At 70.0% G+C, this 25762-nt stretch carries 24 protein-coding genes and 1 tRNA gene; 9 read left to right on the top strand and 16 right to left on the bottom strand.

Annotated features, from left to right (window positions below):
- Positions 1-45: 45 nt before the first annotated feature.
- The 3 genes from ihfA to E2L08_RS01360 all read left to right on the top strand — a co-directional run bounded on the left by ihfA (position 46) and on the right by E2L08_RS01360 (position 1452).
- Positions 46-348, top strand: a complete 303-nt coding sequence (gene ihfA / locus E2L08_RS01350; protein WP_133395243.1) for an integration host factor subunit alpha — start codon at positions 46-48, stop codon at positions 346-348.
- 4 nt (positions 349-352) lie between these two features.
- Complete coding sequence (locus E2L08_RS17175; protein WP_240757899.1) at positions 353-1297, top strand: MerR family transcriptional regulator; 945 nt, start codon at positions 353-355, stop codon at positions 1295-1297.
- Between the two features lie 78 nt (positions 1298-1375).
- Positions 1376-1452, top strand: a tRNA-Pro gene (locus E2L08_RS01360).
- A gap of 73 nt (positions 1453-1525) precedes the next feature.
- On the opposite strand, the gene E2L08_RS01365 is transcribed toward E2L08_RS01360, so the two are convergent.
- Positions 1526-1726: a DUF1127 domain-containing protein gene (locus E2L08_RS01365; RefSeq protein WP_133395244.1), complete on the bottom strand. Its 201-nt coding sequence runs from the start codon at positions 1724-1726 to the stop codon at positions 1526-1528.
- Positions 1727-1905: 179 nt separating this feature from the next.
- Between E2L08_RS01365 and E2L08_RS01370 the strand changes: the two genes are divergently transcribed.
- The gene (locus tag E2L08_RS01370; protein WP_133395245.1) at positions 1906-2982 is read left to right on the top strand and encodes a 2'-deoxycytidine 5'-triphosphate deaminase; all 1077 of its coding nucleotides are present in this window, start codon (positions 1906-1908) and stop codon (positions 2980-2982) included.
- An 11-nt stretch (positions 2983-2993) separates the two neighbouring features.
- Here the strand turns inward: E2L08_RS01370 and E2L08_RS01375 are convergent, their stop codons facing one another.
- The 8 genes from E2L08_RS01375 to E2L08_RS01405 all read right to left on the bottom strand — a co-directional run bounded on the left by E2L08_RS01375 (position 2994) and on the right by E2L08_RS01405 (position 11681).
- Complete coding sequence (locus E2L08_RS01375; protein WP_133395246.1) at positions 2994-3194, bottom strand: hypothetical protein; 201 nt, start codon at positions 3192-3194, stop codon at positions 2994-2996.
- Positions 3191-3862 (bottom strand): SMC-Scp complex subunit ScpB, encoded by a 672-nt coding sequence (gene scpB, locus E2L08_RS01380; protein WP_133395247.1) that lies wholly within the window; start codon positions 3860-3862, stop codon positions 3191-3193. Before scpB ends, E2L08_RS01375 begins: the two co-directional genes overlap by 4 nt.
- The gene (locus E2L08_RS01385) at positions 3855-4634 is read right to left on the bottom strand and encodes a segregation and condensation protein A (protein ID WP_133395248.1); all 780 of its coding nucleotides are present in this window, start codon (positions 4632-4634) and stop codon (positions 3855-3857) included. The genes scpB and E2L08_RS01385 overlap by 8 nt, the downstream gene beginning before the upstream one ends.
- Entirely contained in the window at positions 4627-5625 is a 999-nt protein-coding gene (locus E2L08_RS01390; protein ID WP_370450544.1) for a glycoside hydrolase family 3 N-terminal domain-containing protein, read from the bottom strand. The genes E2L08_RS01385 and E2L08_RS01390 overlap by 8 nt, the downstream gene beginning before the upstream one ends.
- Complete coding sequence (locus E2L08_RS17180; protein ID WP_240757901.1) at positions 5622-6659, bottom strand: SPOR domain-containing protein; 1038 nt, start codon at positions 6657-6659, stop codon at positions 5622-5624. The genes E2L08_RS01390 and E2L08_RS17180 overlap by 4 nt, the downstream gene beginning before the upstream one ends.
- 91 nt (positions 6660-6750) lie before the next feature.
- Entirely contained in the window at positions 6751-8469 is a 1719-nt protein-coding gene (argS, locus tag E2L08_RS01395; RefSeq protein ID WP_133395250.1) for an arginine--tRNA ligase, read from the bottom strand.
- Between the two features lie 104 nt (positions 8470-8573).
- Positions 8574-10442: a cation:proton antiporter gene (locus E2L08_RS01400; RefSeq protein ID WP_133395251.1), complete on the bottom strand. Its 1869-nt coding sequence runs from the start codon at positions 10440-10442 to the stop codon at positions 8574-8576.
- Positions 10443-10523: 81 nt separating this feature from the next.
- Positions 10524-11681 carry a deoxyguanosinetriphosphate triphosphohydrolase gene (locus tag E2L08_RS01405; RefSeq protein ID WP_133395252.1) on the bottom strand — a complete coding sequence of 386 codons (1158 nt, stop codon included), beginning with the start codon at positions 11679-11681 and terminating at the stop codon, positions 10524-10526.
- A gap of 72 nt (positions 11682-11753) precedes the next feature.
- On the opposite strand from E2L08_RS01405, the gene E2L08_RS01410 reads away from it, so the two are divergent.
- The 3 genes from E2L08_RS01410 to E2L08_RS01420 all read left to right on the top strand — a co-directional run bounded on the left by E2L08_RS01410 (position 11754) and on the right by E2L08_RS01420 (position 13396).
- Positions 11754-12077, top strand: a complete 324-nt coding sequence (locus E2L08_RS01410) for a HesB/IscA family protein (RefSeq protein WP_133395253.1) — start codon at positions 11754-11756, stop codon at positions 12075-12077.
- Positions 12078-12149: 72 nt separating this feature from the next.
- Positions 12150-12929: an exodeoxyribonuclease III gene (xth, locus tag E2L08_RS01415; RefSeq protein WP_133395254.1), complete on the top strand. Its 780-nt coding sequence runs from the start codon at positions 12150-12152 to the stop codon at positions 12927-12929.
- Positions 12930-13003: 74 nt separating this feature from the next.
- Positions 13004-13396 (top strand): hypothetical protein, encoded by a 393-nt coding sequence (locus E2L08_RS01420; protein ID WP_168771015.1) that lies wholly within the window; start codon positions 13004-13006, stop codon positions 13394-13396.
- A gap of 3 nt (positions 13397-13399) precedes the next feature.
- Here E2L08_RS01420 and uvrA read toward each other — a convergent pair whose 3' ends face one another.
- From uvrA to E2L08_RS01455, 7 genes are all read right to left on the bottom strand, one after another.
- On the bottom strand, positions 13400-16258 hold the full coding sequence (uvrA, locus tag E2L08_RS01425; protein ID WP_133395256.1) for an excinuclease ABC subunit UvrA: 2859 nt from the start codon (positions 16256-16258) through the stop codon (positions 13400-13402).
- Between the two features lie 142 nt (positions 16259-16400).
- The gene (locus E2L08_RS01430; RefSeq protein ID WP_133395257.1) at positions 16401-16607 is read right to left on the bottom strand and encodes a hypothetical protein; all 207 of its coding nucleotides are present in this window, start codon (positions 16605-16607) and stop codon (positions 16401-16403) included.
- A 21-nt stretch (positions 16608-16628) separates the two neighbouring features.
- The gene (locus tag E2L08_RS01435; protein WP_133395258.1) at positions 16629-17780 is read right to left on the bottom strand and encodes an MFS transporter; all 1152 of its coding nucleotides are present in this window, start codon (positions 17778-17780) and stop codon (positions 16629-16631) included.
- Positions 17781-17841: 61 nt separating this feature from the next.
- Entirely contained in the window at positions 17842-18420 is a 579-nt protein-coding gene (locus tag E2L08_RS01440) for a DUF924 family protein (RefSeq protein WP_133395259.1), read from the bottom strand.
- 75 nt (positions 18421-18495) lie between these two features.
- Positions 18496-19782 carry an MFS transporter gene (locus E2L08_RS01445; protein WP_133395260.1) on the bottom strand — a complete coding sequence of 429 codons (1287 nt, stop codon included), beginning with the start codon at positions 19780-19782 and terminating at the stop codon, positions 18496-18498.
- Between the two features lie 222 nt (positions 19783-20004).
- Positions 20005-21066 (bottom strand): tRNA preQ1(34) S-adenosylmethionine ribosyltransferase-isomerase QueA, encoded by a 1062-nt coding sequence (gene queA / locus E2L08_RS01450; protein ID WP_133395261.1) that lies wholly within the window; start codon positions 21064-21066, stop codon positions 20005-20007.
- A 15-nt stretch (positions 21067-21081) separates the two neighbouring features.
- Positions 21082-24390, bottom strand: coding sequence for an AsmA-like C-terminal region-containing protein (locus E2L08_RS01455; RefSeq protein ID WP_133395262.1), 3309 nt, complete (start codon positions 24388-24390; stop codon positions 21082-21084).
- Positions 24391-24529: 139 nt separating this feature from the next.
- On the opposite strand from E2L08_RS01455, the gene E2L08_RS01460 reads away from it, so the two are divergent.
- Together E2L08_RS01460 and E2L08_RS01465 are read left to right on the top strand one after the other, a co-directional pair.
- On the top strand, positions 24530-24988 hold the full coding sequence (locus E2L08_RS01460) for a peroxiredoxin (protein WP_133395263.1): 459 nt from the start codon (positions 24530-24532) through the stop codon (positions 24986-24988).
- The gene (locus E2L08_RS01465; protein ID WP_168771016.1) at positions 24985-25755 is read left to right on the top strand and encodes an ion channel; all 771 of its coding nucleotides are present in this window, start codon (positions 24985-24987) and stop codon (positions 25753-25755) included. Before E2L08_RS01460 ends, E2L08_RS01465 begins: the two co-directional genes overlap by 4 nt.
- The last annotated feature ends 7 nt before the right edge of the window (positions 25756-25762 follow it).

Below are 25762 nucleotides of genomic sequence, written 5' to 3' on the forward strand. Positions count from 1 at the left end.
TTTTGTCCGCCTCGTCATGCTGCCGGGGCAACCGGGGGGATGCGTATGGCAGGCAAGACGCTCACGCGAATGGACCTCAGCGAAGCGGTGTTCCGCGAAGTCGGGCTGAGCCGTAACGAAAGCGCGCAGTTGGTCGAATCGATCCTGCAACACGTCGCCGATGCGCTCGTCGCCGACGAACAGGTCAAGATCTCGTCCTTCGGCACCTTCACCGTCCGGTCCAAGAACGCCCGGATCGGCCGCAATCCCAAGACGGGCGAAGAGGTGCCGATCCATCCGCGCCGCGTGCTCAGCTTCCGCCCGTCGCACCTGATGCGCGAGCGTGTGGCCGAGGGGAACAAGGCCTGATCCCATGGCCAAATCGCCCGATGCATTCCGCACGATCAGCGAGGTGGCCGAGTGGCTCGACGTGCCCGCCCACGTGCTGCGATTCTGGGAATCGCGCTTTACCCAGATCAAGCCGGTCAAGCGCGCGGGCGGCCGCCGCTATTACCGCCCCTCGGACATGGAGCTTTTGGGCGGGATCAAGCGGCTGCTGCACGATGACGGGCTGACCATCCGCGGGGTGCAGAAACTCCTGCGCGAAGAGGGCGTGAAACAGGTCGCCCAGCTTTCGCCGCCGCTCGACGGGTCGGGGATGGGCCCCGATGTGCGGCTGGTGTCGCCGCGGGGCGACAATGTCGTGCCGCTCGCCCCGGCGGCGTTCCGCGCGGGCGTCGACGCGCCGCCCGACCGCTGGCCCTTTGTCGACGATGCGCCCGAGGCCGTGCGCAGCCTGACCGAAACGCCCCCGCCCGACGCGCCGAAGCCCCGGTCGGTCGAGATCACGCCCCCCGCAGGGTCCGCGCAGGACGCCCCGCCCGAGCCGGGCGAGGCGCCCCACGCGACGACCGCGACCGATCACGCAAGCGACGCCCCTGCCCCGCGGGAAATGCCAGAGCCCGAGGACGCGCCGCAGCCTGATGCAGCCCCCGACGATCCCCCGCAGGAACCTGCCGAGATCGCCGCCACCGCGCCCGAGCCGCAATCCGGGCCCCCGTCAGACGCCTCGCCAGCCGAGCCCGAAGCGGAGCCGTCGCCACCGCCCCGCCCCACCCCCGCGCGGGTTCCGCTCGGGGCCGGGATCCTGCGTCCCGATCCATCGCTCGCCAAGGCGCGGCCCGGCATCCTCGTGCGGCTCGACCGGCTGGGCGCGCCGCACGCGCGGACCCGCGACGAAGTGGATGTCGAGCGGTTGGCGCATCTTCTCGACCGGGCACGCGATCTCGCCCGCGCGATGGCCTCGGTCGACGATTGACGCGACGCCGCGGCAGGCGCGATTTCCCCCAGATCGGCCCTTGCCCCCGTCGCCGGTTTCGGTAGAACGCATCTCAGTCGGGCTATGGCGCAGCCTGGTAGCGCGTCCGTCTGGGGGACGGAAGGTCGCAGGTTCGAGTCCTGCTAGCCCGACCATAAAAAACGCCGGCATCCTCGCGGATGCCGGCGTTTTCATGTCCACGCCCTTGCGGGCGGCGACGTCTCGAAATCACATCACGTCGCGGAACGCGTAGCGTACGATATCCTCGCGCTTGAGCCCCATCGCGGCAAGCTCGGCATTGCTCTTGTCCTGCAGGCGATGAACCAGCTTGAGCCGCGCATCGGCCTCCATGCTGGCCGTCATGATGCGGCCGATCCGCGCGAATGCGCGGCGGAACGGGCCGGGGGATGTCTGAACCTGGGCAACCATCTTCTTGTCCTTTGGGAATGGCGTTGCGCAGCATCTAAGCCCCCGCCCCGCCCCTTTGAACGGCCATTGCCGCAAGCCCGCCATGCCTTTGCCGCAACGCAGCGGCGTGGTATCGCCTTTGCCGTTTCGCCCCGGCCTCCCGGCGGCTAAGAACGGGGGCGACCGACCGGGAGACCAGCATGAGCGTCTTGGCCAGCCAGCAGATCGAGGCGCTGATCGCGTCAGGCGGGATCGTCGCCGATCCGCCCGTCGACGCCGCGCAGGTGCAGCCCGCATCGCTCGACCTGAGGCTCGGGACGCGGGCCTTTCGCATCCGTGCCTCGTTCCTCGCCGGGCGCGGGCGCGGCGTGGCCGAGCGGCTCGGCGAGGTCTCGATGCACGAGATCGACCTGACCCCCGGAGCGGTGCTCGAAAAGGGCTGCGTCTATCTCGTGCCCCTGATGGAGCGGCTGAGCCTCCCTTCCGACCTCGCCGCCGTCGCCAATGCCAAGAGCTCGACCGGGCGGCTCGACCTTCTCACCCGCGTCGTGACCGATGGCGGGACCGAGTTCGACCGCATTCCCCAAGGTTACGACGGCCCGCTCTATGCCGAGATCTGCCCGCGCTCATTCTCGGTGCTGGTGCGGCCGGGGATGCGGCTCAACCAGATCCGGTTCCGGCGCGGCAGCGCGGTGCTGGACGATGCAGCGCTGACCGCGCTGCACGCGACCGAGGGGCTGGTCAGCGGCGGCGAGCCGGTGATCGACGGGGGCCTCGGCTTTTCGGTGGACCTGAAACCCGCGCAGGGCACCCATGTCGGCTGGCGCGCCAAGCCGCATACCGGGCTCGTCGATCTGGACCGGATCGGCCATTATCCCGCCTCCGAGTTCTGGGAGCCGCTGCATACCGCCGAGGCGCGGCTTATCCTCGATCCGGGTGCCTTCTATATCCTCGTCAGCCGCGAGGCGGTCACGATCCCGCCCGACCACGCCGCCGAGATGGCGCCCTATCTCGCCATGGTGGGCGAGTTCCGCGTGCATTACGCCGGGTTCTTCGATCCGGGCTTCGGACATGCGGCCGCGGGCGGCACGGGCGCGCGCGGCGTGCTCGAGGTGCGGTGCCACGAGGCGCCCTTCGTGCTGGAGCACGGACAGATCGTGGGGCGGCTGGTCTACGAGCGGATGGATGAACGCCCCGCCCGGCTTTACGGGCGCGAGATCGCGTCGAACTACCAGGGGCAAGGGCTCAAGCTCGCCAAGCATTTCCGCGCCGACTGACCCGCGACCCCCTAAAAGCGCCCGAACCTCCGGGCGACCCGCATCGCCTGTTTCGTCCGTTTCCCGCTGACCTGCGCCGCGCGTCCCTGTTTCGCCGCGCCCGGCGTGCGGGCCGCGCCGAAAGCGCGGTTGATCCCCGCGTTCATGCCGCGGCTCATCAGGCGGCGCAGGATCATGCGCACGGCCATCGTGCCGATCTGTCCGAGGTTCATGTCTGGTCTCCATCCCGTGGATCTGACGTGTCTTGGTCCTGCGGGAACATAGTGGCTTGCGCGTCGGATTTCGACTCCGCCGCATCCTCGCTCGCATCGGGGGCCTGCCGCGCGTCCAGCAGCCCCGCGGCGCGCAGATCCTTGAGCCCCGGCAGGTCGCGCGCCGAGGACAGGCCGAAATGGTCGAGAAACGCCTCGGTCGTGACAAAGGTGACGGGCCGCCCCGGCGATTGACGCCGCCGCCCCAACCGCACCCATTCCAGTTCGAGCAACTGGTCGATTGTGCCGCGGCTGACCGCGACGCCGCGGATCTCCTCGATCTCGGCGCGGGTGCAGGGCTGGTGATAGGCCACGATGGCCAGCGTCTCGATGGCGGCGCGGCTGAGCTTGCGGGTCTCGACGGTCTCGCGGCTCATCAGGAAACCCAGATCGGGCGCGGTGCGCATGGCGTAAAGCTCGCCCACCCGGACAAGCTGCACCCCCCGCCCCTCGTAGCGGCGCGCCAAAAGCCCCAGCGCCGCGCGCGGGTCGCAGCCATGCGGCATCCGCGCGGCGAGGTCGGCCAGTCCGACGGGCTCGGCCGTGGCAAAGAGGATCGCCTCGACCATCCGTTCCTGCTCCGACAGGGGCGGCGCCTCGAAAAGCGGGCTCTGGCGGTCGTCAGCCATCGCGGCGGCGGATCTCGATGGGGGCAAAGCTCTCGCCCTGGCGGATCTCGATGCGGCCCGCCTTGACCAGTTCGAGCGAGGCCGCGAAATGGCTCGCCATGGCCGAACGGCGGCGCCCCGGCGCCCCCGTCCAGTCGCCGGGCAGGTAGCTCGCCAGATCGGTCCAGGCGCCCGCGAACCCGATCAGCCCCCGCATCCGCTCCAGCGCCTGGTCCAGCGTCATGACATCCTCGCGATCCATGGCGTAGGGCCGGAAATCGTCGCGCGTGCGGACATGGGCATAGGCCTGCATCAGGTCGAGAAGCGTCGCGGTCCAGCGCACCTGCCGCACCCGCTCCACCCGTTCGGGCAGGCCGCGCGCAAAGAAATCCCGCCCCTTGCGGTCGCGCGCCATCAACCGCGCGCCGGCATCGCGCATCGCCTCGAGCCGTTCGAGCTGAAAGGCCAGGTGCGCCGCCATCTCGGCGCCCGAAGGCCCCTCTTCGGCCGGGTCGGGCGGCAGAAGCAGCCGCGACTTGAGAAAGGCGAGCCATGCCGCCATCACGAGGTAATCGGCCGCCAGCTCGATCCTGAGTTCGCGCGCCTGCTCGACAAAACCGAGATATTGCCGCGCCAGCGCCAGCACGCTGATCTGGCGCAGATCGACCTTTTGCGTGCGCGCCAGCGTCAGCAGAAGGTCGAGCGGCCCCTCGAACCCCTCGACATCGACGATCAACGCCTCGGCGGCAAGCCGTTCGGCCACCGCGCCGCCAAGGGGCGTGACCTCAGCCATAGACCTCGCCATCCACGACTTCGGACAGCTCGAACTCGAGCGCGTCGATATCGGCCAGCTCGGGCAGGCGGCGGCGCGCCAGCGCGGCCTCGGCCCGGCGAAGCGCGTCGGCCCCCATCGGACCCGCGGCCGCGATGCAGCCCGCATTGTCGTCCCGCCCGCCATTGCCGAACAGCGCGATATCGCAGCCCGCCTCGATGGCGGCGCGGGTGCGCGCGGCGATGGTGCCGCCCAGTGCGTTCATGCCCAGATCGTCCGACATCAACAGCCCGTCAAAGCCGATTTCCTCGCGGATGGTCCAGATCAGCCCCGGATCGGTCGTCGCCGGACCATCGCCCAGATCGGTAAAGACGACATGCGCGGTCATCCCCAGCGGCAGGTCGTTCAACGCCCGGAACGGCGCGAAATCGGTTTCGAGCTCGCCGCGTGCGGCGCGCACGACGGGCAGTTCGTGGTGGCTGTCGGCGCGTCCGCGACCATGGCCGGGCATATGCTTCATCACCGGCAGCACACCGCCCGCAAGACAGCCCTCGGCGGTGCCGCGCGCCGCCGCGATCACCGTCTCGGGGTCGTAGCCATAGCAGCGGCTCTTGAGGAACGGATGCGTCTCGGCGCGCGCCACATCGGCGGTCGGCACGCAGTTCACGTCGATGCCCACGCCGCGCAGCTCGTCCGCGATCAGCCTTGCGCGCAGCCACATGGCGCGGCGCGGATCGCGCGCCGCCTCGACCGTCGCCAGCGGCGTGCGCCATTCGCGCCAATGCGGGCGGCGCAGGCGTTGCACCCGCCCGCCCTCCTGGTCGATGAGGATCGGCGCCTCGCGCCCCAGCGCCATGCGCACCGCATCCGTCAGCGCGGCGACCTGGTCGGGGCTGTCGATATTGCGGCCAAAGAGGATCACGCCCCAGGGGTCGGCCTCGCGCAGGAACGCCGCCTCGTCCGCGCCGAGGGTCAGCCCCCCGATGCCGATGATCGCGGCCGAGGGCGTCACTTGACCTCGACCGGGATGCACTCCACCCGGCCCGCCATCAGGGTCGAGCAGAACCGCCGCGCATCGGCGAGATCGGCGAACCCCTCGACGCGCAGACGAAAGAAGGTCTTGCCGCCCGAAACCGAGCGCTGGACGACGCGGCGCTTGCCCTCGAAATATTCGGCAAAACGGCCGCCGATCCGGTCCCATTCCTCGCGCGCCACATCCTCGCTGCCATAGGCGCCGAGCTGCACGAGCCGCGTGCCCGGCACCAGCGCGTCGGGCGACACCTCGGCCACCGAAGAGACGGATGCGGCGGCGGGGGCGATCTGCGCCGCCGGGTCGGCCGAGACGGTCGCCACGGCATCCACGCGCGGCGCGCGGGGGCGCGGTTCGGGGCGGACCGAGCTTGTCGTGGTGCCCAACCCCTCTTCCTCGGGGAAAAGCGACGTGGCCGAGGTCGGCGCCTCCTGCATCAGCGCTTCGGCCACGGCGAGGTCGGTCGACAGCGCGTCCTCGGGCGCATCCTCGAGCGACAGCGGCGCCTCGGCCTCCTGGCCCGTCAGCGCCTCCAGCGTCGCGATATCGGGGGTCAGCACGCGCAGCATGGGTACGGCCGCGTCGTCCGCATCGGCCTCCGCCGCCACCGGGGCCTGCGGCGTCTCGACCGGCTCGGGCGGATCGAGCGCAGCCAGCGCGTCGCCCGGCAGATCCTCGTCGGTGAGGTCCACCCCCGCGGGCGCGAGCCGCAACTCGTCGGCCATCTCGCCCGCGCTGCCCAGCGCGGCGATCTCGTTGACCTGGAGCCCCTGGTTCGGCGCCACGTCGCCGCCCGGATCGTCGGGCGCCACGCGAAAGGCCCCCTCGATCGCCTCGATCACCGGGATGCCCGAGACGTCGCGCACGAGAAGCTTGTAGCCCCACACCGCCATTCCGCCGATCAGCGCAAGCGAGACCAGCGCCCCCGAAAGGTTGACGAGATTCTGGATACGGGCGCCGCGCGCATCTTCGCCGGCGGCCACGTAATCCGCCTCGTCATACGAGTATTCCGTCATAACTGCCTCATGCCGCGGGACGTTGACCGCCCCTGCGTTTCTGCTGCCTTGGCCCCGCCGGGATCGTGCGAACTGCGCAGCGCGGCGCGGCTCAGCGCATTTCCTCGGCAGGCGTGACGCCAAGGATAGACAGACCGGCCGAAATCACAACGGAAACGGCCTGGGGCAGAACAATTTTCGCCGATGTCGCACGCGGGTCACTCTCCTGCCAGAAACGCAGGCCGGGCGCATCGTTGCCCTTGTTCCAGAGCGCGTGAAAGCTGCCTGCGAGATCGTAGAGGTAAAAGGCGATTCGATGCGGCTCGTGGTTGCGGGCCGCGATCTCGACGATGCGGGGGAACTCGGCAAGGCGCCGCGCGACCTCGATCTCGGCCGCATCCGTAATTTCGGCCGTGCCGGACGCGATCCCGGCGGCTTCGGCCTTGCGCAGGACCGACCGGCAGCGCGCATGGGCGTACTGGACATAGAATACCGGGTTGTCCTTGGTCTGCTCGACCGCCTTGGCGAAATCGAACTCGAGCGGCGCGTCGTTCTTGCGCGTCAGCATGACGAAACGCGTCACGTCCGCCCCGACCTCGTCGACCACGTCGCGCAGCGCGACAAAAGTGCCGCCGCGCTTGGACATGGTGACGGGCGTGCCGTCCTTGCTGAGCTTGACGAGCTGGCAGAGCTTGACGTCGAGCGGCACCTTGCCGTCCGACAGGGCGCTGACGGCGGCTTTCATGCGTTTGACATAGCCGCCGTGATCGGCGCCGAACACGTCGATCAGCGCGTCGAAGCCGCGGTCGATCTTGTCCCAGTGATAGGCGATATCGGGGGCGAAATAGGTCCAGGACCCATCCGATTTCCGGACCGGGCGATCCACGTCGTCGCCGTGATCGGTCGAGCGGAACAGGACCTGCTCGCGCGGCTCCCAATCCTCGGGGGTCTTGCCCTTGGGCGGCTCGAGCGTGCCGCGATAGATCAGCCCCCGCGCGTCGAGCGTGGCGATGGCCTCTTCGATCCGGCCGGTGCCATAGAGCGATTTTTCAGAGAAAAATCGATCCATCTCGATGCCGAGCGCCGCGAGATCGGACCGGATGAGGTCCATCATCGCATCGGTGGCAAAGCTGCGCGCCTCGTCGAGCCACACCTCCTCGCCGCGATCGAGCCAGGCATCCCCGACACGGTCCTTGAGCGCCTCGCCCACGGCGATCAGGTAATCGCCCGGATAGGTGCCGTCGACGAAATCGACCTCGCGCCCATGGGCCTGAAGATAGCGCAGATAGGCCGACCGGGCGAGCGTATCGACCTGCGCGCCGCCGTCGTTGATGTAGTATTCGCGCGTCACGTCCCAGCCGGTGAAAGCCAGCAGGTTGGCCAGCGCATCGCCGAATACCGCGCCGCGCGTATGGCCGACATGCAGCGGGCCGGTCGGGTTCGCCGAGACGTATTCGACATTGACCCGCCGTCCCCGGCCCAGGTCGACGCGGCCGTATTCCGCGTCCTGCGGGACACGTCCGACCAGCGTCGACCAGGTGCCGGGCGCGAGATCGAGGTTCAGGAATCCCGGTCCCGCCACGCTCGCCCCGTCCACCATGTCGAGCGCGGAAAGCCGCGGGGCCAGCGCCTCGGCGATCTCGCGCGGCTTGCGTCCGGCGGGCTTGGCCAGCACCATCGCGGCATTGGTGGCCATGTCGCCATGGGCCGCGTCGCGCGGCGGCTCGACCGCGACATTTCCGAAATCGAGCCCCTCGGGCAGGTCTCCGGCACGGGTCATTTCCTCGAGCGCGTCGATCACATGCGCCCGCATCTCGGCATAAAGGTTCATCGCGGCCTCGGTCTGGTTGGCCCCGGCGGCGCGTCGGCGCCTGGTCCGGGCGATCCGGGTCTAGACCGCGCGGGGCGCCCGGTCAACGCGGGCCGCGGCCCCCCTCAGGCCGCCGCGCCACCGGCATCGTCCCCGCCCTTTCGCGCGCCGTTCGGGCCGCGCTCGCGCGTCGCCTCGCCGGGGGGCAGCATCGACACGATCCGCACGCCCGGACCGGCCGCCACATCGGCGTCGTCCGAGACGAACTGGATCTCGTCCGAGGTGTCGATCCAGGCGAGGATCTCGGCCTCGGGGCGTTTCGCGCGCCAGTCCTCGATGGTGTATTCCTCGCTCAGGCGCGTGACGCGGAAGGTCCAGTCGCGCCACATCCGGCGATTGAGCTCGTGATAGGTGGCGCCCCCCGCGATGCTCTGCCCGCCGAGCGTCGAGGGCAGCGAGTGGCGCACCGAGCTTTTCTCGCGCTCCACCTGGAACACGTTCTCGCGGCCGAACTCGGGCGCGAGATCGGTGGCGACGAGCGTGTTGTAGGCGTCGTTGTCGGTCGCCGCGACGATGGTCTTGTAGCCCGCGATCTCGATCTGCAACTCGGCCGTCTCGCTCAGGATGTCGCCGAAGAACGTGTCGATCCCGATCTCGCGGGCGCGGCGCAGGTTGCCGCGGTTGGGATCGGTGATGAGCACCGGAACCTCGGCCTGTTTCAACGCCTCGGCAAAGCCCGTCGTCCAGTAGCTGCCGCCGACGAGGATCACGCCCGGCCGCTCGGACGCCGTCACCCCGAGCAACCGCGCGACCGGCGCCAGCGTGAATCCGTGCACCACGACCGAGGCCGCGACCAGCGCAAAGGCCAGCGGGCCGATCAGCGCCCCGTCGGCCACCCCGATCTCGACCAGCCGCCCGCCGAACAGCCCCGCGACCGCCACGATCACCACGCCGCGCGGGCCGGTGGTCGCCACAAGGACCTGTTCGCGCCAGGGCAGTTTCGTCGTGGCCAGCGCCAGAAGCACCGATACCGGCCGCGCGAATGACAGCACCAAAAAGACGAAGATCAGCGACCGCCACGTCAACTGCCCCAGCGTCGAGAAATCGAGCGAGGCGGCCAGCAGGATGAACACCCCCGACACGAGCAGGATGGTGGCGTGTTCCTTGAACCGCCGCAGTTCCTCGAACGACGGAATGCGGCTGTTGCCGATCACCACCCCCATGATCGTCACCGCAAGCAGGCCGGATTCGTGCAGCACCATGTCCGAGACGGCGAATACCGCCAGCACCAGCACGAACAGCACCGGCACCTTCATGAACTCGGGCACGCGCGCGGTCTTGAACGCCCATGCCGTCAGCACGCCCGCCGCAGCGCCAAGCGCGGTGGCGATCCCGATGCCCAGCACCAGCGTCAGCATCGCGGTCGAGACCGTCTCGGCAGTGCGCAGCACCACCACCACCTCGAAGGCCAGAACCGCCGCCAGCGCGCCCACGGGGTCGTTGAGGATCGCCTCCCATTGCAGGAGCGCCGCCGGGCGCCGCGCCAGCCGGGCCGAGCGCAGGAGCGGCGCGATCACCGTGGGGCCGGTGACGATCATCAGCCCGCCGAACACCGCCGAGCTTTCCCAGCTCAGCCCCGCGCCGTAGCGCAGGCAGAGCGTCGACAGAAGCCACCCCACCGGCGCCCCGATCACCACCAGCCGCCGCACGCCCGACGCGGCATCGCGCAGCGTGTGGAAGTTGAGCGTGAGCCCCCCCTCGAACAGGATGATCGCGACGGCGATCGAGATCAGCGGGATGTAGATGTCGCCGATATCGCGCGCGGGGTCGAAAAACCCCATCGCCGGGCCGACGATGACGCCCACCAGCAGCATGAGCACGATGGCCGGCATCCGCAGCCGCCACGCGACCCATTGCGCGCCGACGCCCAGCGCCCCGACAAGTGCTATGGCCGCGACCGGGTCGAGCCCCTCCGCGCCGGTGCCTGTGGCCATTCCGATTTTCCCCCGATGGCGTCGATGAAGCGAAGATAAAGCACGCGCGCCGTTTGAACAGTGCCGGTCCCGCGCGACGCCTCAGATCGCCTCGGCCAGCGTGCCGCCGATCAGCTCGCGATGGGACTGGATGGCGAAACGGTCGGTCATCCCCGCGATATAGTCGAGCACGATGCGCGCCAGCGCGGTCTCGTCGGCGACCTCGTCCACATCCTTGCGCCATTGCTTGGGCAGCAGGTCGGTGCGTTCCATGAACAGCGGAAAGAGATCCTCGATGACCTGCGTGACCTTGGCGCGCATCTCGACCACCTCGGGCGCGCGATACATGCGGTGAAACAGGAAATCGCGGATCACCTTGAGATCGGCAAAGACAGGGTCGCTGAACCGGATGATCGGATGGCCCGCGAGGCGCACGTCGCGCGGCGTGCGCGGATCGAGCGCGGCGAGCCGCAACCGCGCCTCGGCGATCACGTCCTCGACCAGCAGCCCGAAGAACCGGCGCAGCGCCTCGTGGCGGCGGCGATAGTAGTTCAGACCGGGATAGAGCCGGTCGACCCGCGCGAAACAGCCGCCCAGCAGCGGCAGCTCGGCCAGCTCGTCGGTCGAGAACAGCTCGGCCCTGAGACCGTCATGCAGATCGTGGCTGTTATAGGCGACATCGTCGGCGATGGCCGCGACCTGCGCTTCGGCGCCCGCATGGGTGTCGAGCTCGAGATCGTGGCGCGCGTCGTATTCGGCCAGCGCATAGGGGCGCGGATGGGCCACGGGGCCGTTATGCTTGGCGATCCCCTCGAGCGTTTCCCAGGTCAGGTTCAGCCCGTCGAACCCGGCATAATGGCGCTCCAGCGAGGTGACGATGCGGATCGCCTGCGCGTTGTGGTCGAACCCGCCATAGCCCGCCATCAGCGCCTGCAACGCCTCTTCGCCGGTATGGCCAAAGGGCGGATGGCCCAGATCGTGGGCCAGCGCCACCGCCTCGGTCAAATCGGTGTTCAGCCCCAGCGTGCCCGCGATGGTGCGCGCGACCTGCGCGACCTCGATCGAATGGGTCAGGCGCGTGCGGAAATAATCCCCCTCGTGCTCGATGAACACCTGCGTCTTGTGCTTGAGCCGCCGAAAGGCCGAGGCATGGATGATGCGGTCGCGGTCGCGCTGGAACGGCGAGCGAAAGGTGCTTTCGTCCTCGGGATAGAGACGCCCGCGGCTCTGGTCGGGATCGGCGGCATGGGGGGCCTGCATGGCGGCGTCCTTGTTGTCCTGTCGCAGGGGCCATATATTCGGCAAGACCCCGGAAAGCAGGCTGAACACCCCATGAACATGCCCCCGAAAGTCACCGATCGCGCCTTTGAACGCCTGGCCGAGATCGGCGCCGCCGCCGAAGGGCGCGCGCTGCGCGTTGCGGTCGAGGGCGGGGGGTGTTCGGGGTTCCAGTACGATATCCGCCTCGACGAGCCGGCCGAGGACGATCTCGTGCTCGAAAGGAACGGCGAGCGTGTGCTGGTCGACAGCGTGTCGCTGCCTTTCCTCGCGGGGGCGGTGATCGACTTTACCGAAGAGCTGATCGGCGCGCGGTTCACCATCGACAATCCCAACGCCTCGAGCTCCTGCGGCTGCGGCGTCAGCTTTTCGATGTAGCGCCCGCGCTCTGGACTTGGGCGCGGCCGCGGTGCACCAGATCGCGGACCGAACACCGATCCGGGGGCCGACATGCGTATCGCCAGCTTCAACATCAACGGCGTCAAGGCACGTCTGCCGATCCTGCTGGACTGGCTGCGCGAGGCTCGGCCCGACGTGGCCTGCCTGCAAGAGATCAAGTCCGTGGACGAGGGTTTCCCCCGCGAGGCGGTCGAGGATCTGGGCTATACCGTCGAGACCCACGGCCAGAAGGGCTTCAACGGGGTGGCCATCCTGTCGAAACTGCCGCTCGAGGACGTGACGCGCGGCCTGCCCGGCGACGATGACGACGAACAGGCCCGCTGGATCGAGGCGACGGTGATGGGCGCCCGCGCGGTACGGGTCTGCGGGCTCTATCTGCCCAACGGCAACCCCGTGCCGGGGCCGAAATACGACTACAAGCTCGCCTGGATGGAGCGGCTCCACGACCGCGCGCGCGCGCTTCTCGCCACCGAGGAGCCTGCGGTGCTCTGCGGCGATTACAACGTCATCCCGATGGACGAGGATGCCGCCCGCCCCGATGCCTGGCGCGAGGATGCTCTGGCCCGCCCCGAGACCCGCGCGGCCTTTCGCCGCCTCGTGTCGCTCGGCCTGACCGAGGCGTTCCGCGCGCGCCACCGCGGACCGGGGCATTACTCGTTCTGGGACTACCAGGCGGGGGCGTTCGACCGCAATGACGGCATCCGCATCGACCACCACCTTTTGACGCCGCAGGCCGCCGATCTGCTCGATGATTGCTGGATCGAGGCCGATCTGCGCGCGCGCGAAAAGCCGTCGGATCACGTTCCCGTCTGGGTCGAGCTCGACGCCTGAGGGGCCGGGGCGGCGCCGGACCTTTCCGGCGGGCGGGGCGTTCGCGTCCCGACCCCGCAAAGCGACCCGATGACATGCCCCGTTGCCCTGCCCCGATCTGCCTTGCCCTCGCGCTTTGCGCCGCCCCGGCGGCCGCATCTGTGCCGGCCGGGCTGCTGGCCGGGCCGGCGGCGGCCGATTCCGCGCCCGCGGCACGGATGACGGAGGCACGACCCGCCCCTTGCCCGCTGGGGCAGGTGCGTCTTGCCGCCGCCTGTGGTCCGCCCCCGCAGCCGGCGCCGGCCTTCGATCCGGGCGACGCGCTGCCCGCCCTGCATGGCGACGCCGTGTCGCTGGCGGGCACCGACCTGCCCGACGCCCCCGCGGGCGAGGGCTACGTGCAGGTCGGGCCCTATTTCTTCCGCATCGACCTCGAGACGCGAACGGTGCTCGATATCGTGGCGCTGGTCGACGTGATCCTGCGCTAGCGCCTATTCGGCGGCCAGTTTGCGCGGCTTGAGCATGGGCTTGAGATAATGGCCCGTGTGGCTTTCGGCGATCTCGGCCACCTCTTCGGGGGTGCCGGTCGCGACGAGCTGCCCGCCGCCATCGCCGCCTTCGGGGCCGATATCGATCAGCCAGTCGGCGGTCTTGATGACGTCGAGGTTATGCTCGATCACCACGACCGAGTTGCCCTGGTCGACAAGCTGGTGCAGCACCTCGAGCAGCTTTTTCACATCCTCGAAATGCAGCCCCGTGGTCGGCTCGTCGAGGATATAGAGCGTGCGCCCGGTCGAGCGGCGCGCAAGCTCCTTGCTGAGCTTGACGCGCTGCGCCTCGCCGCCCGAAAGCGTCGTGGCCTGCTGCCCGACCTTGATATAGCCCAAGCCCACCTGGCACAGCGCATCCATCTTTTCGCGGATCGACGGCACCGCCCTGAAGAATTCCTGCGCATCCTCCACCGTCATGTCGAGCACGTCGGCGATGCTCTTGCCCTTGAACCTGACCTCGAGCGTCTCGCGATTGTAGCGCGCGCCGCCGCAGGTCTCGCAGGTCACATAGACGTCGGGCAGGAAATGCATCTCGATCTTGATGACCCCGTCGCCCTGGCACGCCTCGCAGCGCCCGCCCTTGACGTTGAAGCTGAAGCGGCCGGGCTTGTAGCCCCGCGCCTTGGCCTCGGGCAGGCCCGCGAACCAGTCGCGAATGGGCGTGAAGGCCCCGGTATAGGTCGCCGGGTTCGACCGCGGCGTGCGCCCGATCGGGCGCTGGTCGATGTCGATGACCTTGTCGAGATGCTGCAACCCCTTGATCGTCTCGCAGGGGGCGGGCGTCTGGCGCGCGCCGTTGAGCTGCATGGACGCGGTCTTGAACAGCGTCTCGATGGTCAGGGTGGATTTGCCGCCGCCCGACACGCCGGTCACGCAGACGAACTTGCCCAGCGGAAAATCGACGGTCACGTCGCGCAGGTTGTTGCCGCTGGCCTTGACGACCGTGATCGCCTTGCCGTTGCCGGGCCGGCGGTCGGGGTTCACGGGGATCTCGCGCCGCCCGGCGAGGTAGTCGCCGGTGATGCTGGCCGGGGTGTCCATGATTTCCTGCGGGGTGCCCGAGGCCACGACCTGCCCGCCATGCACGCCCGCGCCGGGGCCGATGTCAAAGACGTAATCGGCCTCGCGGATGGCTTCCTCGTCATGCTCGACCACGATCACGGTATTGCCCTGGTCGCGCAGGTTCTTGAGCGTCGTCAGCAGCCGGTCGTTGTCGCGCTGGTGCAGCCCGATGCTGGGCTCGTCGAGCACGTACAGCACCCCCGTCAGCCCCGATCCGATCTGGCTGGCAAGGCGGATGCGCTGGCTCTCGCCGCCCGACAGGGTGCCCGCGTTGCGCGACAGGGTCAGGTATTCGAGCCCCACGTTGTTCAGGAACCCCAGCCGCTCGCGGATCTCCTTGAGGATGGCGCGCGCGATCTCGTTCTTCTGCGCGGTCAGGCTTTGCGGCACGCTTTCGCACCACTCATGGGCCTCGCGGATGGATTGCTGCACCACCTCGCCGACATGCTTGCCCGCGATCCTGACGGCCAGCGCCTCGGGGCGCAGCCGGTAGCCGTCGCAGACCTTGCAGGGGCGGTTGTTCTGGTAACGCTCGAACTCTTCGCGGATCCAGCTCGAGTCGGTCTCGCGATAGCGCCGCTCCATGTTGGGGATGACCCCCTCGAAGGGGCGCGCGACATGGTAGACGCGCCCGCCCTCGTCGTAACGGAACGTGATCTCCTCCTTGCCCGAGCCGAAGAGGAACACCTGCTGCACCGCCTCGGGCAGATCCTTCCACTTGGTCGACAGCTTGAACCCGTAATGCTTGGCGATCGACTGGATCGTCTGCGTGTAATAGGGCGACTTGCCCTTGCGCCAGGGTGCGATGGCCCCGTCGGTGATCTTGAGGTTCTGGTCGGGCACCACCAGCCGCTCGTCGAAGAACAGCTCGGCCCCCAGCCCGTCGCAGGCCGGGCAGGCCCCGAAGGGCGCGTTGAACGAAAACAGCCGCGGCTCGATCTCGGGAATGGTGAAGCCCGAGACGGGACAGGCGAAATTCTCGCTGAAGGTGATCCGCTCGGGCTCGCCCTCCTTCGGCGCGGTCTCGAGGATGGCGATCCCGTCGGCCAGGTCCAGCGCCGTGCGGAAACTGTCGGCCAGCCGCGTCTCGAGCCCCTCGCGCACCACGATCCGGTCCACGACCACGTCGATATCGTGGCGGAACTTCTTGTCGAGCGTGGGCGGCGCGTCTAGCTCGTAGAACTCTCCATCCACCTTGACCCGCTGGAACCCCTGCTTGCGCAGCTCGAGGAACTCCTTGCGGTACTCGCCCTTGCGGTCGCGCACGATGGGCGCGAGCAGGTATCCGCGCGTCCCCTCCTCCATCCGCATGACGGTGTCGACCATGTCCTGCACCTGCTGCGCCTCGATGGGCAGGCCGGTGGCGGGCGAATAGGGCGTGCCCGCCCGCGCGAACAGAAGCCGCATGTAGTCATAGATCTCGGTCACGGTGCCGACGGTCGAGCGGGGGTTCTTGCTCGTCGTCTTCTGCTCGATCGAGATCGCGGGCGAGAGGCCGCTGATGTGATCCACGTCGGGCTTTTGCATCATGTCGAGGAACTGCCGCGCATAGGCCGACAGCGATTCGACATAGCGGCGCTGGCCCTCGGCATAGATCGTGTCGAAGGCGAGGCTCGACTTGCCCGAACCCGACAGCCCGGTGATGACCACCAGCCTGTCGCGCGGGATATCCACGTCGATGGACTTGAGATTGTGCTCGCGCGCGCCGCGAACCTCGATCTGCTTCAGCTCGGCCATTGGAACCTCATCCGGGGCACAAGGCCCGAACATAGGCGCGGGCGCTCCGGGTTTCTACAGGAAAACGGGAACGATCCATGAACGATCCGGTGATTGTGTCCGGCCCCGCGCGAGACGGCGGGACCGGCGCCGCCCTGCCGGATCAGGACCGGCCGTAACGGCGAAAGAACGACACCGCCAACCCGCCCGCGCCGATCAGCGCGGTAAAATAGCCCACCGGCACGATCCACTGGGGATAGACGCCGGGCGTCTCGGCATCGACGGCCGGCGCATCCGACAGCATGGGCACCAGCGCCACGATCAGGATGCCTATGACGAGGATTGCGGCCCAGGGTAGCATTGCACGCATTGTTCGATCTCCTTTCGACGCTCAATGCGCGGGCGCGGCGGTCGTTCCGGCCCGCCCTGCCCGCGCGGCCAGCGCAAGCGTCGCGACGAGCCCGGCGACCGAAACGGCCAGCGTCACGCCCCAGACCCCCGCCATCCCGCCCGACATCGCCGCCATCGCCAGGACCGGCGTGCCCAGCGTCGTGCCGACATTGCCCATCTGCGCGATGCCGCCCGTGGCCAGCGCACGGTCGGCGGAGGAAAGGTTGTAATGCGGAATGGCGGCAAAGGCCCCTCCGGGCACCAGCCCGGTCGCCGCGAACATCACCCACAGCGCCGGCCCCCACCCCGCCCAGAGCGCCATGGCCGAGACGCCCGACAGCACGAACCCCACCGCCATCACCGCTGCGGGCGCGCGATGGCGCGACGCCCACCCGCCCGCGAAGGTCCCCGCGAGGTTGAGAAGCGGCAGCACCGCGCCGAGGCCCGGCCGCCCGAGCAGATCCGGCAAGAGCGCGATCAGCGCGACGAACAGGAAGGTGTAAAAGACGAAACACGCCCCCGGCAACGCCCGGTCGACCCGCCCGTAGATCGCCGCGTGAACCGCGACGGGGCGCAGCACCAGCGGGCGGCGCGCCTGCCGCGCGGTCATGGCGGCGAGGATCGCGGCCAGAAGCGCCATCGCCCCGGCATGCAGCGCGAATACCGCCGCCAGCCCACCCGCCGCCACCAGCGGCGGCACGAGGATCGCCGCCGCGGCAAAGGCCAGCCCGAAGAACATCGCCCAGATCCCCATGGCCACCGGGCGGTCGCGATCGCCCGCGGCGGCGGCGATCAGCGTCGGCCCCGCGACCACGATGCCCAGATGGCTGACCCCTTCGGCGATGCGCAAAAGCGTCATCAGCCAGAGCGGCGGCAGCGCGACCTGCACCAGCGACAGGGCCGCGCCCGACCAGAGCGCGCCCAGCATGACCCGGCGCGGGCCGAGCGCGGCGACCACCCCGCCCGCCAGCGCCCCCGCCGCGATCCCGACGATCCCGGTGATCGACACGAGGAACGCGATCCCCGCCACCGGCAGGCCGTAGGCCTCGGCCGTGGCGGGCAGCGCCAGCGCGATCTTGGCAAATTGCCCCGCCCCCAGCAGGCCGGCCACGAAGACGGCGAGGATCAGCCCCCAGCGGGTGCCGCCCCTCATGCGCGGACCGGGGCGGCCGGGTGCCTCCCCGTCGCCCCGGCCGGGTTCGCGGGCCGTTCGCTCAGGCGTCGGCCTTCATGTCGCGCAGCAGGGCACCATAGCCGCCCGCATTGAGAAAGACGCGCTCGGCGCGCTGCATCGGCCGGTCGAGCGCGGCGTTGCGATGCGGGAACCGGCCGAAACGGCGGATCACCTCGCGATGCGCGCGCGCATGCAGCAGGTTCTCGGCCCCCGTCTCGGGCATGCGCATCGACATCAGCCGCACGCAGCGATCCTGGTCGCACAGGTTCTCGGAATGCATCAACGGCAAGTAGAAGAACTGCCGCTCCGGCTCGGCGATGCGCAGGTCCCAGCGGCGCGAGATGGCGACCTTGGCCGCCGACAACGCCATCGCATCCAGCGCGAAAGCCCGCGGATCGTCGCGGAACATGTTGCGCGGGAACTGGTCGGCCACGATGATATAGGCCAGCGCGCTGCGCGACGCGGTCAGCCACAGCGACAGCCCCCCCGCGCGCAGCGCCTCCCAGTCGCCGAGAAAACGGTCGCGGATCTCGGCGTCGAGCGCCTCGGACCCGTTATACCAGCCGGACGGTCCAACCTCGTCCAGCCAGAAGCCCAGAACCTCGTCGGGTGTGGACATCGCAATGTCTCCTCGCATGGCCGTCCCCCGCGGCAGGGTGACGCAACCGTATGGAATTGCAAGCATGGTGAAGCTTCAAGCCGCATTCGTCGGCGCCGGCGGAGTATCGCCGTCCTCGCTGCTCTCCTCGGCCTCCTGCTGATCGGCGACCCATTCCTGTGCCACGGTCAGCGCGACGGTCGTCGCACCGGGGTTGATCGCGACATAGGAGCCCGGATCCTCGGCCGCGGCGCGCCGCGTCATCCGCCACGCGGCATAAAGCGCGATGGCGCCGAACAGGATGACCAGCAGCACCCAGAACCCCGGCGGCCCGAACAGCCCGATCAGCGCGCCGGTGGCGATGGGGCCGGCGATGGCGCCCAGCCCGTTGAGAAAGATCAGACCGCCCGAGGCCGCCGACATGTCCTCGTTGTCGAGATAGTCGTTCGTATAGGCGATGAGCAGCGCGTAGAGCGGGTTGGCCATGCCCCCCAGCACGAAGCCCATGGCGATCAGCATGGTGGGCGAGCCGTCCGAGGCGACCGCCGCCGCGCAGGCGATGCCGCCCACCGCGCCCGACGCCATGATGAGCGCGCGGCGGTCGATCCGGTCCGACAGCCAGCCGATGGGATACTGGAACAGCAGCCCGCCCAGGTAGATCGCGCCGACAAAGGTGGCGACCTGCGGCACGCTCAGCCCGATCTGCGTGCCGTAGACCGCCGCCATGCCGAATTGCGACGAGTTGATCCCCCCCGACAGCAGCATCCCGATGCAGCCCAGCGGCGAGGACTCGTAGAGCCGCCGGAAACTCATCGGCTTGGTCGTCTCGAAGGCCGGCGTGGGCGTCGCCGACAGAAGGATCGGCGCGAAGGACAGCGACACCAGCACCGAGGGCACGATGAACAGGATGTAGCCCGACGGATCGCCGGTCACGACCAGCGCCTGCGCCGAGACGATCCCCGTCATCTGGACGATCATGTAGACCGACAGCGCCTGTCCGCGCTTATCGTTCGTGACCGAGTTGTTGAGCCAGCTCTCGGCGGTGACATAGACCCCCGAGAAACAGAACCCGATGACGATGCGCAGCGCGATCCAGGACCAGGCGTAATCGAGCGACGGGTACAGGATCAGCACCGCCGAGATCAGCGAGGCGAGCGCGGCGAAGACGCGGACATGGCCCACGCGCCGGATGACCCCCGGCGCAAGCTGCGAGCCGCCGAGAAAGCCCACGAAATAGGCCGACATGACCAGCGACATCTCGAAGGTCGAGAATCCCTCGATCTCGCCGCGCACGCCCAGCAGCGTGCCCTGCATCCCGTTGCCCACCATGAGCAGCCCCATTCCGAGAAAGAGCGGCCAGGTTCCCGTCAGCACTGAGATCATCGCGGCTTCCTTCCGGTCGGTCGGGACATGACGCACGGCCGGGCGCGCGCCGCGCGCCCGTTCCCGACATCGCGTGTCGTTCGCGCGGCCAATGTCACCCCCCCGCCCGATGGGCAAGCCTCATCGCGCGCGGGGCGGGACCGATTGGCGCGCTCCTGCCCATCGGTCTCTGTTTCCACAAATACTCATGCCCGGCCGGGCACCCGCACAAGACCCCGCGGATCAGCGCGCGGGCCTGTCCCCGGGCAGCAGGAGCGAGGCGTCGCCATAGCTGAAGAACCGGTAACGTTCCTCGATGGCATGGGCATAGATGCGGCGGATCGGCTCCACCCCCATGAAGGCCGAGACCAGCATCATCAGCGTCGATTTCGGCAGGTGGAAATTCGTCATCAGCCCGTCGGCCACGGCGAACCGGAACCCCGGCGTGATGAAGATGTCGGTCTCGCCCGTCCAGGAGCCGATCCGCCCGCCATTCTCGCGCGCCGCCGTCTCGACGAGGCGCAGTGCGGTGGTGCCCACGGCGATCACCCGCCCGCCCGCCGCGCGGGTGGCGGCGATGGCCGCCGCCGCCTCGGGCGTGACCTCGCCCCATTCGGCATGCATCCGGTGCTGCGCGATGTCGTCCACCTTCACCGGCAGAAAGGTGCCCGCCCCCACATGCAGCGTCACATGCGTCAGATCGACCCCGCGCGCGGCCAGCCCCGCCATCAGCGCGGCATCGAAATGCAGCGACGCGGTGGGGGCGGCCACCGCGCCCCGCCGGCGCGCCCAGATCGTCTGGTAATCCTCGTGATCTCGGGCATCGGCGGGGCGGCGGGCGGCGATATAGGGCGGCAGCGGCATCGCCCCGGCCTGTTCGAGCGCCGCGTCGAAGGCGTCGCCCTCGGCGTCGAAGCGCAGCCGCGCGGTGCCCTCCTCGCGGCCCTCGACCACCGCCGAGAGCGCGTCGGAAAAGACCAGCGTCTCGCCGTCGCGCACCTTGCGAAGCGGCTTGAGCAGCGCGCGCCACGCCCCGTCTGCCAGCGGCTCGAGCAGGGTCGCCTCGATCCGCGCGCCCGCCGCCCCTGCCCGGTCGCGCCGCCCCGTCAGCCGCGCGGGAATGACGCGGGTATCGTTGAGCACCAGCCGATCGCCGGGGGCCAGCCACTCGGGCAGGTCGATGGCGCGGCAATCGGCGATGCGCGCGCCGTCGGCCACCAGCATCCGCGCCGAGGACCGGGGCCGCGCGGGCCGGGTGGCGATCAGCTCTTCGGGCAGGTCGAAATTGAAATCGCTGAGTTTCACGGGTCTGGCGGGCCTTCAGTTGCCGGGACGTTCGGGCGGCGGACGGCGAAAGATCTCGCGGAACATGCCGGGGGTCAGGATCGAGAGCGGGTTGGCGGCTACCTGCGGCCGATCGACCGGCCCGCGCAAGGTGAAATTGACCCCGAACAGCCCCTCGCCCCGGCGGGTGAAGATCGCGCCGATCCGGTTGACGAGGTAGAGCGGCGAAAGCACCCCCTGCAGGTCCATCAGCTTGCGGCGCGGATCGAAACTGCCATCGACCGACAGCCCCATCGAGCGGCCCGTGGCCGACGAGCGGTAGATCGTCACCAGATCGGGCGTCAGGCGGAACTCGGCCTCGACCCGGTCAAAGATGATTCCCTGCCCCTGCAACTGGTCCACGAGCCCCACGACGCTGATCGCGGCCAGAAGCTCGGCGATGGCGGGGGCGTCGCGCAGCACGATGGTATCCACGCTGACCCGTCCGTCGTAGGCGCCGCGGATGCCGGTCGGGCGCAGCACGATCTCCATCGCGCCGCCGCGCAGGTTGCTCAAAAGCCCCGCGTCGCGCAGCACCGCCCCCGCGCTTCGCGAGGTGATGCGGATCGCGGTGCCCTGCGCGCCGCCCTCGAGCTGCCCGTCGATCTCGACCCCGCCATTGACCTTGCCGCGGAACGTCCCCTGCAGCGCCGCGCCCGGCGCGATCTCGACCCGCGCGGGCGTCAGCGCGACCGTATCGGTCAGTTGCAGCCGGTCGAGCGCCAGCACCACCGGGCCGCGCCCGCTCCCGCCATCGCCGCCGCCGCCGCCGCCCGCCTTGCCCAGATCGGCGCGGCGCAGGTCGATGCTGCCGCCCGGCACCCGGATCGCGGGCGGCCCGCCCGCGCGGGCCTCGATGGTCACGGGCGCGTCCAGCCAGTCGCCCAGCACCACGCGGTCGAGCCGCAGCGCGCGAAAGGACGGGCCGGGCGCGAAGGTCACGCGCCCCCGCGCCGAGAGCGCCGGCGCGTCCAGCGCAAAGGTGTCGAAGCGCGGGCTTTCGCCCAACCGCCCCTCGAGCCTCAGCCGCCCCCCCTCGTCGGGGCGCTTGGCCCAGTTCACGCCGGCGATGCGCATCCCGATCCCGCGCAGGTCGGTCTCGAGCGTCAGGCGCGGCGGGCGGTCGCGGCGCAGCTCGATGGTCAGATCGCCCTCGCCCCGGCCCGTGACCAGCCCCGGCGGCAGGCCCACCCCGAACCGCGCCAGCCCCTCGGGGCTCAGCGCGACCCGCCCCGCGACCCGGCCGGTCCCCCGCTCGGGCCCGGCAAAGGCGGTGCGGAAACTGCCGGTAAAGGGCACGCCCTCGACCTCCATCGCGCCGGAGAGCGACAGCGCCCCGTCGCCCACGGCAAGGCGCAACCGCTCGGCCGTCAGCACGCGGCCGGGCATCGCCCGCTCCGAACGGATGTCGAACAGGTCGCCGCTGGCCGCGATCTCGATGGCCGCGCCCGGCGGGTTGGGGCGCAGGGGCACCGACACCGTCGCGGCAAGCTCGGCCCGCCCCGTGGCAAGGTCCGGCCCCCGCCCGGCCCGCGTCAAGAGCGACATCGGCTCGGCGTCGAGCAGCGCGAGGATCGACCCGACCGGCCCCGCGGCGGCCAGCGCGATCTCGCCGCGGGCGGGCCGCGCGCGGGTGTCGGGGATGGCAAAGGTCGATCCGCCAAGGGCGACGGGTTCCCCGCCGGGCGGCGTCATCGTGCCCGCGTCGAGCCTGAGCGCCAGCCGGTCCTCGCCCAGCGTGAAATACCCCGCGCCCCCGGTGATCGGCGGCAGGAACCCCACCGCGCGCGCCTCGGCCGCGTGAAAGGCAAAGCTGATCCCGGTCGCGATATCCCTCGCGCCGGGCGCGCGGCGCAATGCAACGGTCAGGTCGCGCGCCTCGCCCGAGACGAGGTTCCGGGCCACCCAGTCGCGCGCGCGGGGCGCGGCTGGCAAGGGCCACACCCCCGGCAGCCGCGCCACCGACAGCGCCTCGGCGGTGAGGTCGAGCCCGCCTTCCCAGCCGTCGGGGCCGGCGGTGACCCGGCCGCGCGCGCGGATCGTTCGGGCCGGGTCGCCGCCCGGATCGGGCAGCGCCGCCTGCCCCAGCGTCAGGGTAAACGGATCGAAGGAGATGCGCAGGTCGGCCAGCCCCCCCGCGGCCTCGAGCGCCTCGGGAAAGAGGCCGGGCGCGAGCCGCAGCCACTCGAGCGCGATCTGCGCCACCACCGCGCGCGGCACCCCCGCCACGCGATCGCGCAGATAGACCCGCCCCGTGATATCGGCCTCGGCGGCGCGGGCGCGCAGGCGCAGCGCCTCGATCTCGATCCGCTCGGCGGCGGGATCGTAGGAAAAGGCCAGGTCGGCCGCCTCGAAGGGCAAGGGCGCGGCGCCGCCCGGCGTCACCCGGCCCGCCCCGAGGTCGAGCCGACCCGACAGCGCGCCCATCGCCCCGGACGCGTCCAGCCGCGCGTCGAGCGCGCCCGAGATCGGCGCGTCGAGCGGCATCCGCCCGCGCAGCGCGGGCACCAGGTCGCCGAGGTCGCGCGCGGCGAACCCCTCGAGCCTCAGCCCCAACCGCGCCCCGTCGTCGCGTGCGGCGGTCTCGAGCGACAGATCCAGCCGGGCGAGGTCGTCCGAGCCGTTGAAGATCTCGGCCTCCATCCCCAGCCGCAGCCCCGCCGCGTCGCGCGTCAGCGATGCAGCCCCGCCCGTGACCTGCCAGACCCGGCCGCTGGCCGCGTCCTCGAAGGCGACGGCCAGGTGGGCCAGCGCGATCTCGTCGATCAGGTCGAGCGGCGGGCGGTCGAGCAGCGCCTCGGCGGCGGCGAGGATCGCGGCCGGGCTGTCGGCGCGAAACGTGCCGCCCCCGCCGAACCGCAGCTCGAAGGCGCCATCGGCATCGCGGCGCACCAGGAGCTCGGCGCGGCTGACGCGCAGCACCCGCGGCGCGATCCGCCCCGACAGCGCCGCGCGCGGCGAGAACGCCACGCCCACGTCGCCGAACCCCGCAATCCGCGTCCCGTCCGCCGCCCGCAGGCCGACGCCGCCCAGCCACAGACGCGGCTTGAAACTGCGGTCGATGCCGATCTCGATGGCACCGAGCTCGACCGCCATGCCGGCCAGCCGCGCGTCGATCCGGGCCTCGATGCGGTCGGTCAGCCGCGGCGGCACGGTGAGCCGCGTCTCGCTCAGCGCCAGCGCCGCGACGATGGCCGCCACCCCCAGCGCCATGCCCAGCGCAAGGCCCAGCGTCACGCGCAGCGCGGCGACATGGCGCTGCCGCCACGTCCTGCGCGGGGAAGGTCTGGGGTGGTCTGCTCGCATGGCCCGTTCCGGTCGCCCTGCGCGCCAGCATTGCAGAAACCGCCTGCCTGCGCGAGACACGTTTGCGACGGCGCCCCGCGGCGCTAAGCTCCGGCCCGCGCGTATCCGCGCCGCCCGTTTCACCGAAAGGACATGCCAGATGGATCTGACCGGCCAGCCCGCCCCCGAGTTCACCCTGCCCCGCGATGGCGGCGGCGAGGTCGCCCTGTCGGATATCGACGGTGCGGTGGTCCTCTATTTCTACCCCAAGGACGACACCTCGGGCTGCACCAGGCAGGCCATCGCTTTTACCGAGCGCGCCGACGATTTCGCGGCCGCGGGCGCCACGATCCTCGGCGTGTCCAAGGATCCGGTGACGAAACACGACAAGTTCCGCGACAAGCACGGGCTCAGGATCGCGCTTTTGTCGGATGCCGAGAGCGACGTCTGCGAACGCTACGGCGTCTGGGCCGAGAAACAGATGTACGGGAAAAGCTTCATGGGGATCGAGCGCTCGACCTTCCTGATCGGCCGCGACGGGCGGGTGCTGCGCGAATGGCGCAAGGTCAAGGTTCCGGGCCATGTCGACGAGGTGCTCGAGGCCGTCCGCGCCCTGTGAGCCTGCGCGGCCGCATCCGCCGCCTCTACGAGGCCGATGCCCCATGGCCGCGACGGTTCCGCGCCGCGCTGGCGATCTTCGACGTGGCGACGGTCGGCTATTTCCTGTTCACCGCGACCGCCGAGATGGGCGTGGCCATCCTTGCCGCAGACATCGCCATCGGGATCGTGGTGGGCGCCGATCTCGCCGCGCGCTTCGTCATCGCCGGCAACCGGGCCAGGTTCTTTCTCAACCTGGCCAACCTCGCCGATATCGTGGTGCTGATATCGCTCGCCGCGCCCATCGTCGCGGGATCGAACCTCGCCTTTTTGCGGGTGCTGCGGCTCTTGCGGCTGGTGCGCAGCTACCGGCTCGCCCACGAGATCGACCGCGCCTTCCGCTCGGTCTCGATCAACTCGCGCGTGTCGCTGGCGGCGGCCAATCTCGTCGTCTTCGTCTTTGTCGTGACCAGCCTCGTCTGGGTTTGGGAACATGACCGCAACCCGGCGCTCAACACCTATGTGGACGCGGCCTATTTCACGATCACGACCCTGACGACCACGGGCTACGGCGATATCGTCCTGACCGACCGGATCGGGCGGATCATGACGATCTTCATCATGGTGTTCGGCGTGGGGTTCTTCCTCAACCTCATCCAGGCGATCTATCGCCCCGCCAAGATCGAGCAGCCCTGCCCCAATTGCGGGCTCAGCCTGCACGACCGCGACGCCAGCCATTGCAAGCATTGCGGCACGGTCATCTATATCGAAACCGAGGGCGATACCTGACCGCAGG

Source organism: Palleronia sediminis (genome assembly GCF_004358695.1).
In the GTDB taxonomy this organism is placed as follows: Bacteria; Pseudomonadota; Alphaproteobacteria; order Rhodobacterales; family Rhodobacteraceae; genus Palleronia; species Palleronia sediminis.

Coding starts and splice junctions, on each gene's coding strand:
- ihfA (WP_133395243.1), top strand. CDS start 46: ATGGCAGGCAAGACGCTCACGCGAATGGACCTCAGCGAAGCGGTGTTC.
- E2L08_RS17175 (WP_240757899.1), top strand. CDS start 353: ATGGCCAAATCGCCCGATGCATTCCGCACGATCAGCGAGGTGGCCGAG.
- E2L08_RS01365 (WP_133395244.1), bottom strand. CDS start 1,726: ATGGTTGCCCAGGTTCAGACATCCCCCGGCCCGTTCCGCCGCGCATTC.
- E2L08_RS01370 (WP_133395245.1), top strand. CDS start 1,906: ATGAGCGTCTTGGCCAGCCAGCAGATCGAGGCGCTGATCGCGTCAGGC.
- E2L08_RS01375 (WP_133395246.1), bottom strand. CDS start 3,194: ATGAACCTCGGACAGATCGGCACGATGGCCGTGCGCATGATCCTGCGC.
- scpB (WP_133395247.1), bottom strand. CDS start 3,862: ATGGCTGACGACCGCCAGAGCCCGCTTTTCGAGGCGCCGCCCCTGTCG.
- E2L08_RS01385 (WP_133395248.1), bottom strand. CDS start 4,634: ATGGCTGAGGTCACGCCCCTTGGCGGCGCGGTGGCCGAACGGCTTGCC.
- E2L08_RS17180 (WP_240757901.1), bottom strand. CDS start 6,659: ATGACGGAATACTCGTATGACGAGGCGGATTACGTGGCCGCCGGCGAA.
- argS (WP_133395250.1), bottom strand. CDS start 8,469: ATGAACCTTTATGCCGAGATGCGGGCGCATGTGATCGACGCGCTCGAG.
- E2L08_RS01400 (WP_133395251.1), bottom strand. CDS start 10,442: ATGGCCACAGGCACCGGCGCGGAGGGGCTCGACCCGGTCGCGGCCATA.
- E2L08_RS01405 (WP_133395252.1), bottom strand. CDS start 11,681: ATGCAGGCCCCCCATGCCGCCGATCCCGACCAGAGCCGCGGGCGTCTC.
- E2L08_RS01410 (WP_133395253.1), top strand. CDS start 11,754: ATGAACATGCCCCCGAAAGTCACCGATCGCGCCTTTGAACGCCTGGCC.
- xth (WP_133395254.1), top strand. CDS start 12,150: ATGCGTATCGCCAGCTTCAACATCAACGGCGTCAAGGCACGTCTGCCG.
- E2L08_RS01420 (WP_168771015.1), top strand. CDS start 13,004: ATGCCCCGTTGCCCTGCCCCGATCTGCCTTGCCCTCGCGCTTTGCGCC.
- uvrA (WP_133395256.1), bottom strand. CDS start 16,258: ATGGCCGAGCTGAAGCAGATCGAGGTTCGCGGCGCGCGCGAGCACAAT.
- E2L08_RS01430 (WP_133395257.1), bottom strand. CDS start 16,607: ATGCGTGCAATGCTACCCTGGGCCGCAATCCTCGTCATAGGCATCCTG.
- E2L08_RS01435 (WP_133395258.1), bottom strand. CDS start 17,780: ATGAGGGGCGGCACCCGCTGGGGGCTGATCCTCGCCGTCTTCGTGGCC.
- E2L08_RS01440 (WP_133395259.1), bottom strand. CDS start 18,420: ATGTCCACACCCGACGAGGTTCTGGGCTTCTGGCTGGACGAGGTTGGA.
- E2L08_RS01445 (WP_133395260.1), bottom strand. CDS start 19,782: ATGATCTCAGTGCTGACGGGAACCTGGCCGCTCTTTCTCGGAATGGGG.
- E2L08_RS01455 (WP_133395262.1), bottom strand. CDS start 24,390: ATGCGAGCAGACCACCCCAGACCTTCCCCGCGCAGGACGTGGCGGCAG.
- E2L08_RS01460 (WP_133395263.1), top strand. CDS start 24,530: ATGGATCTGACCGGCCAGCCCGCCCCCGAGTTCACCCTGCCCCGCGAT.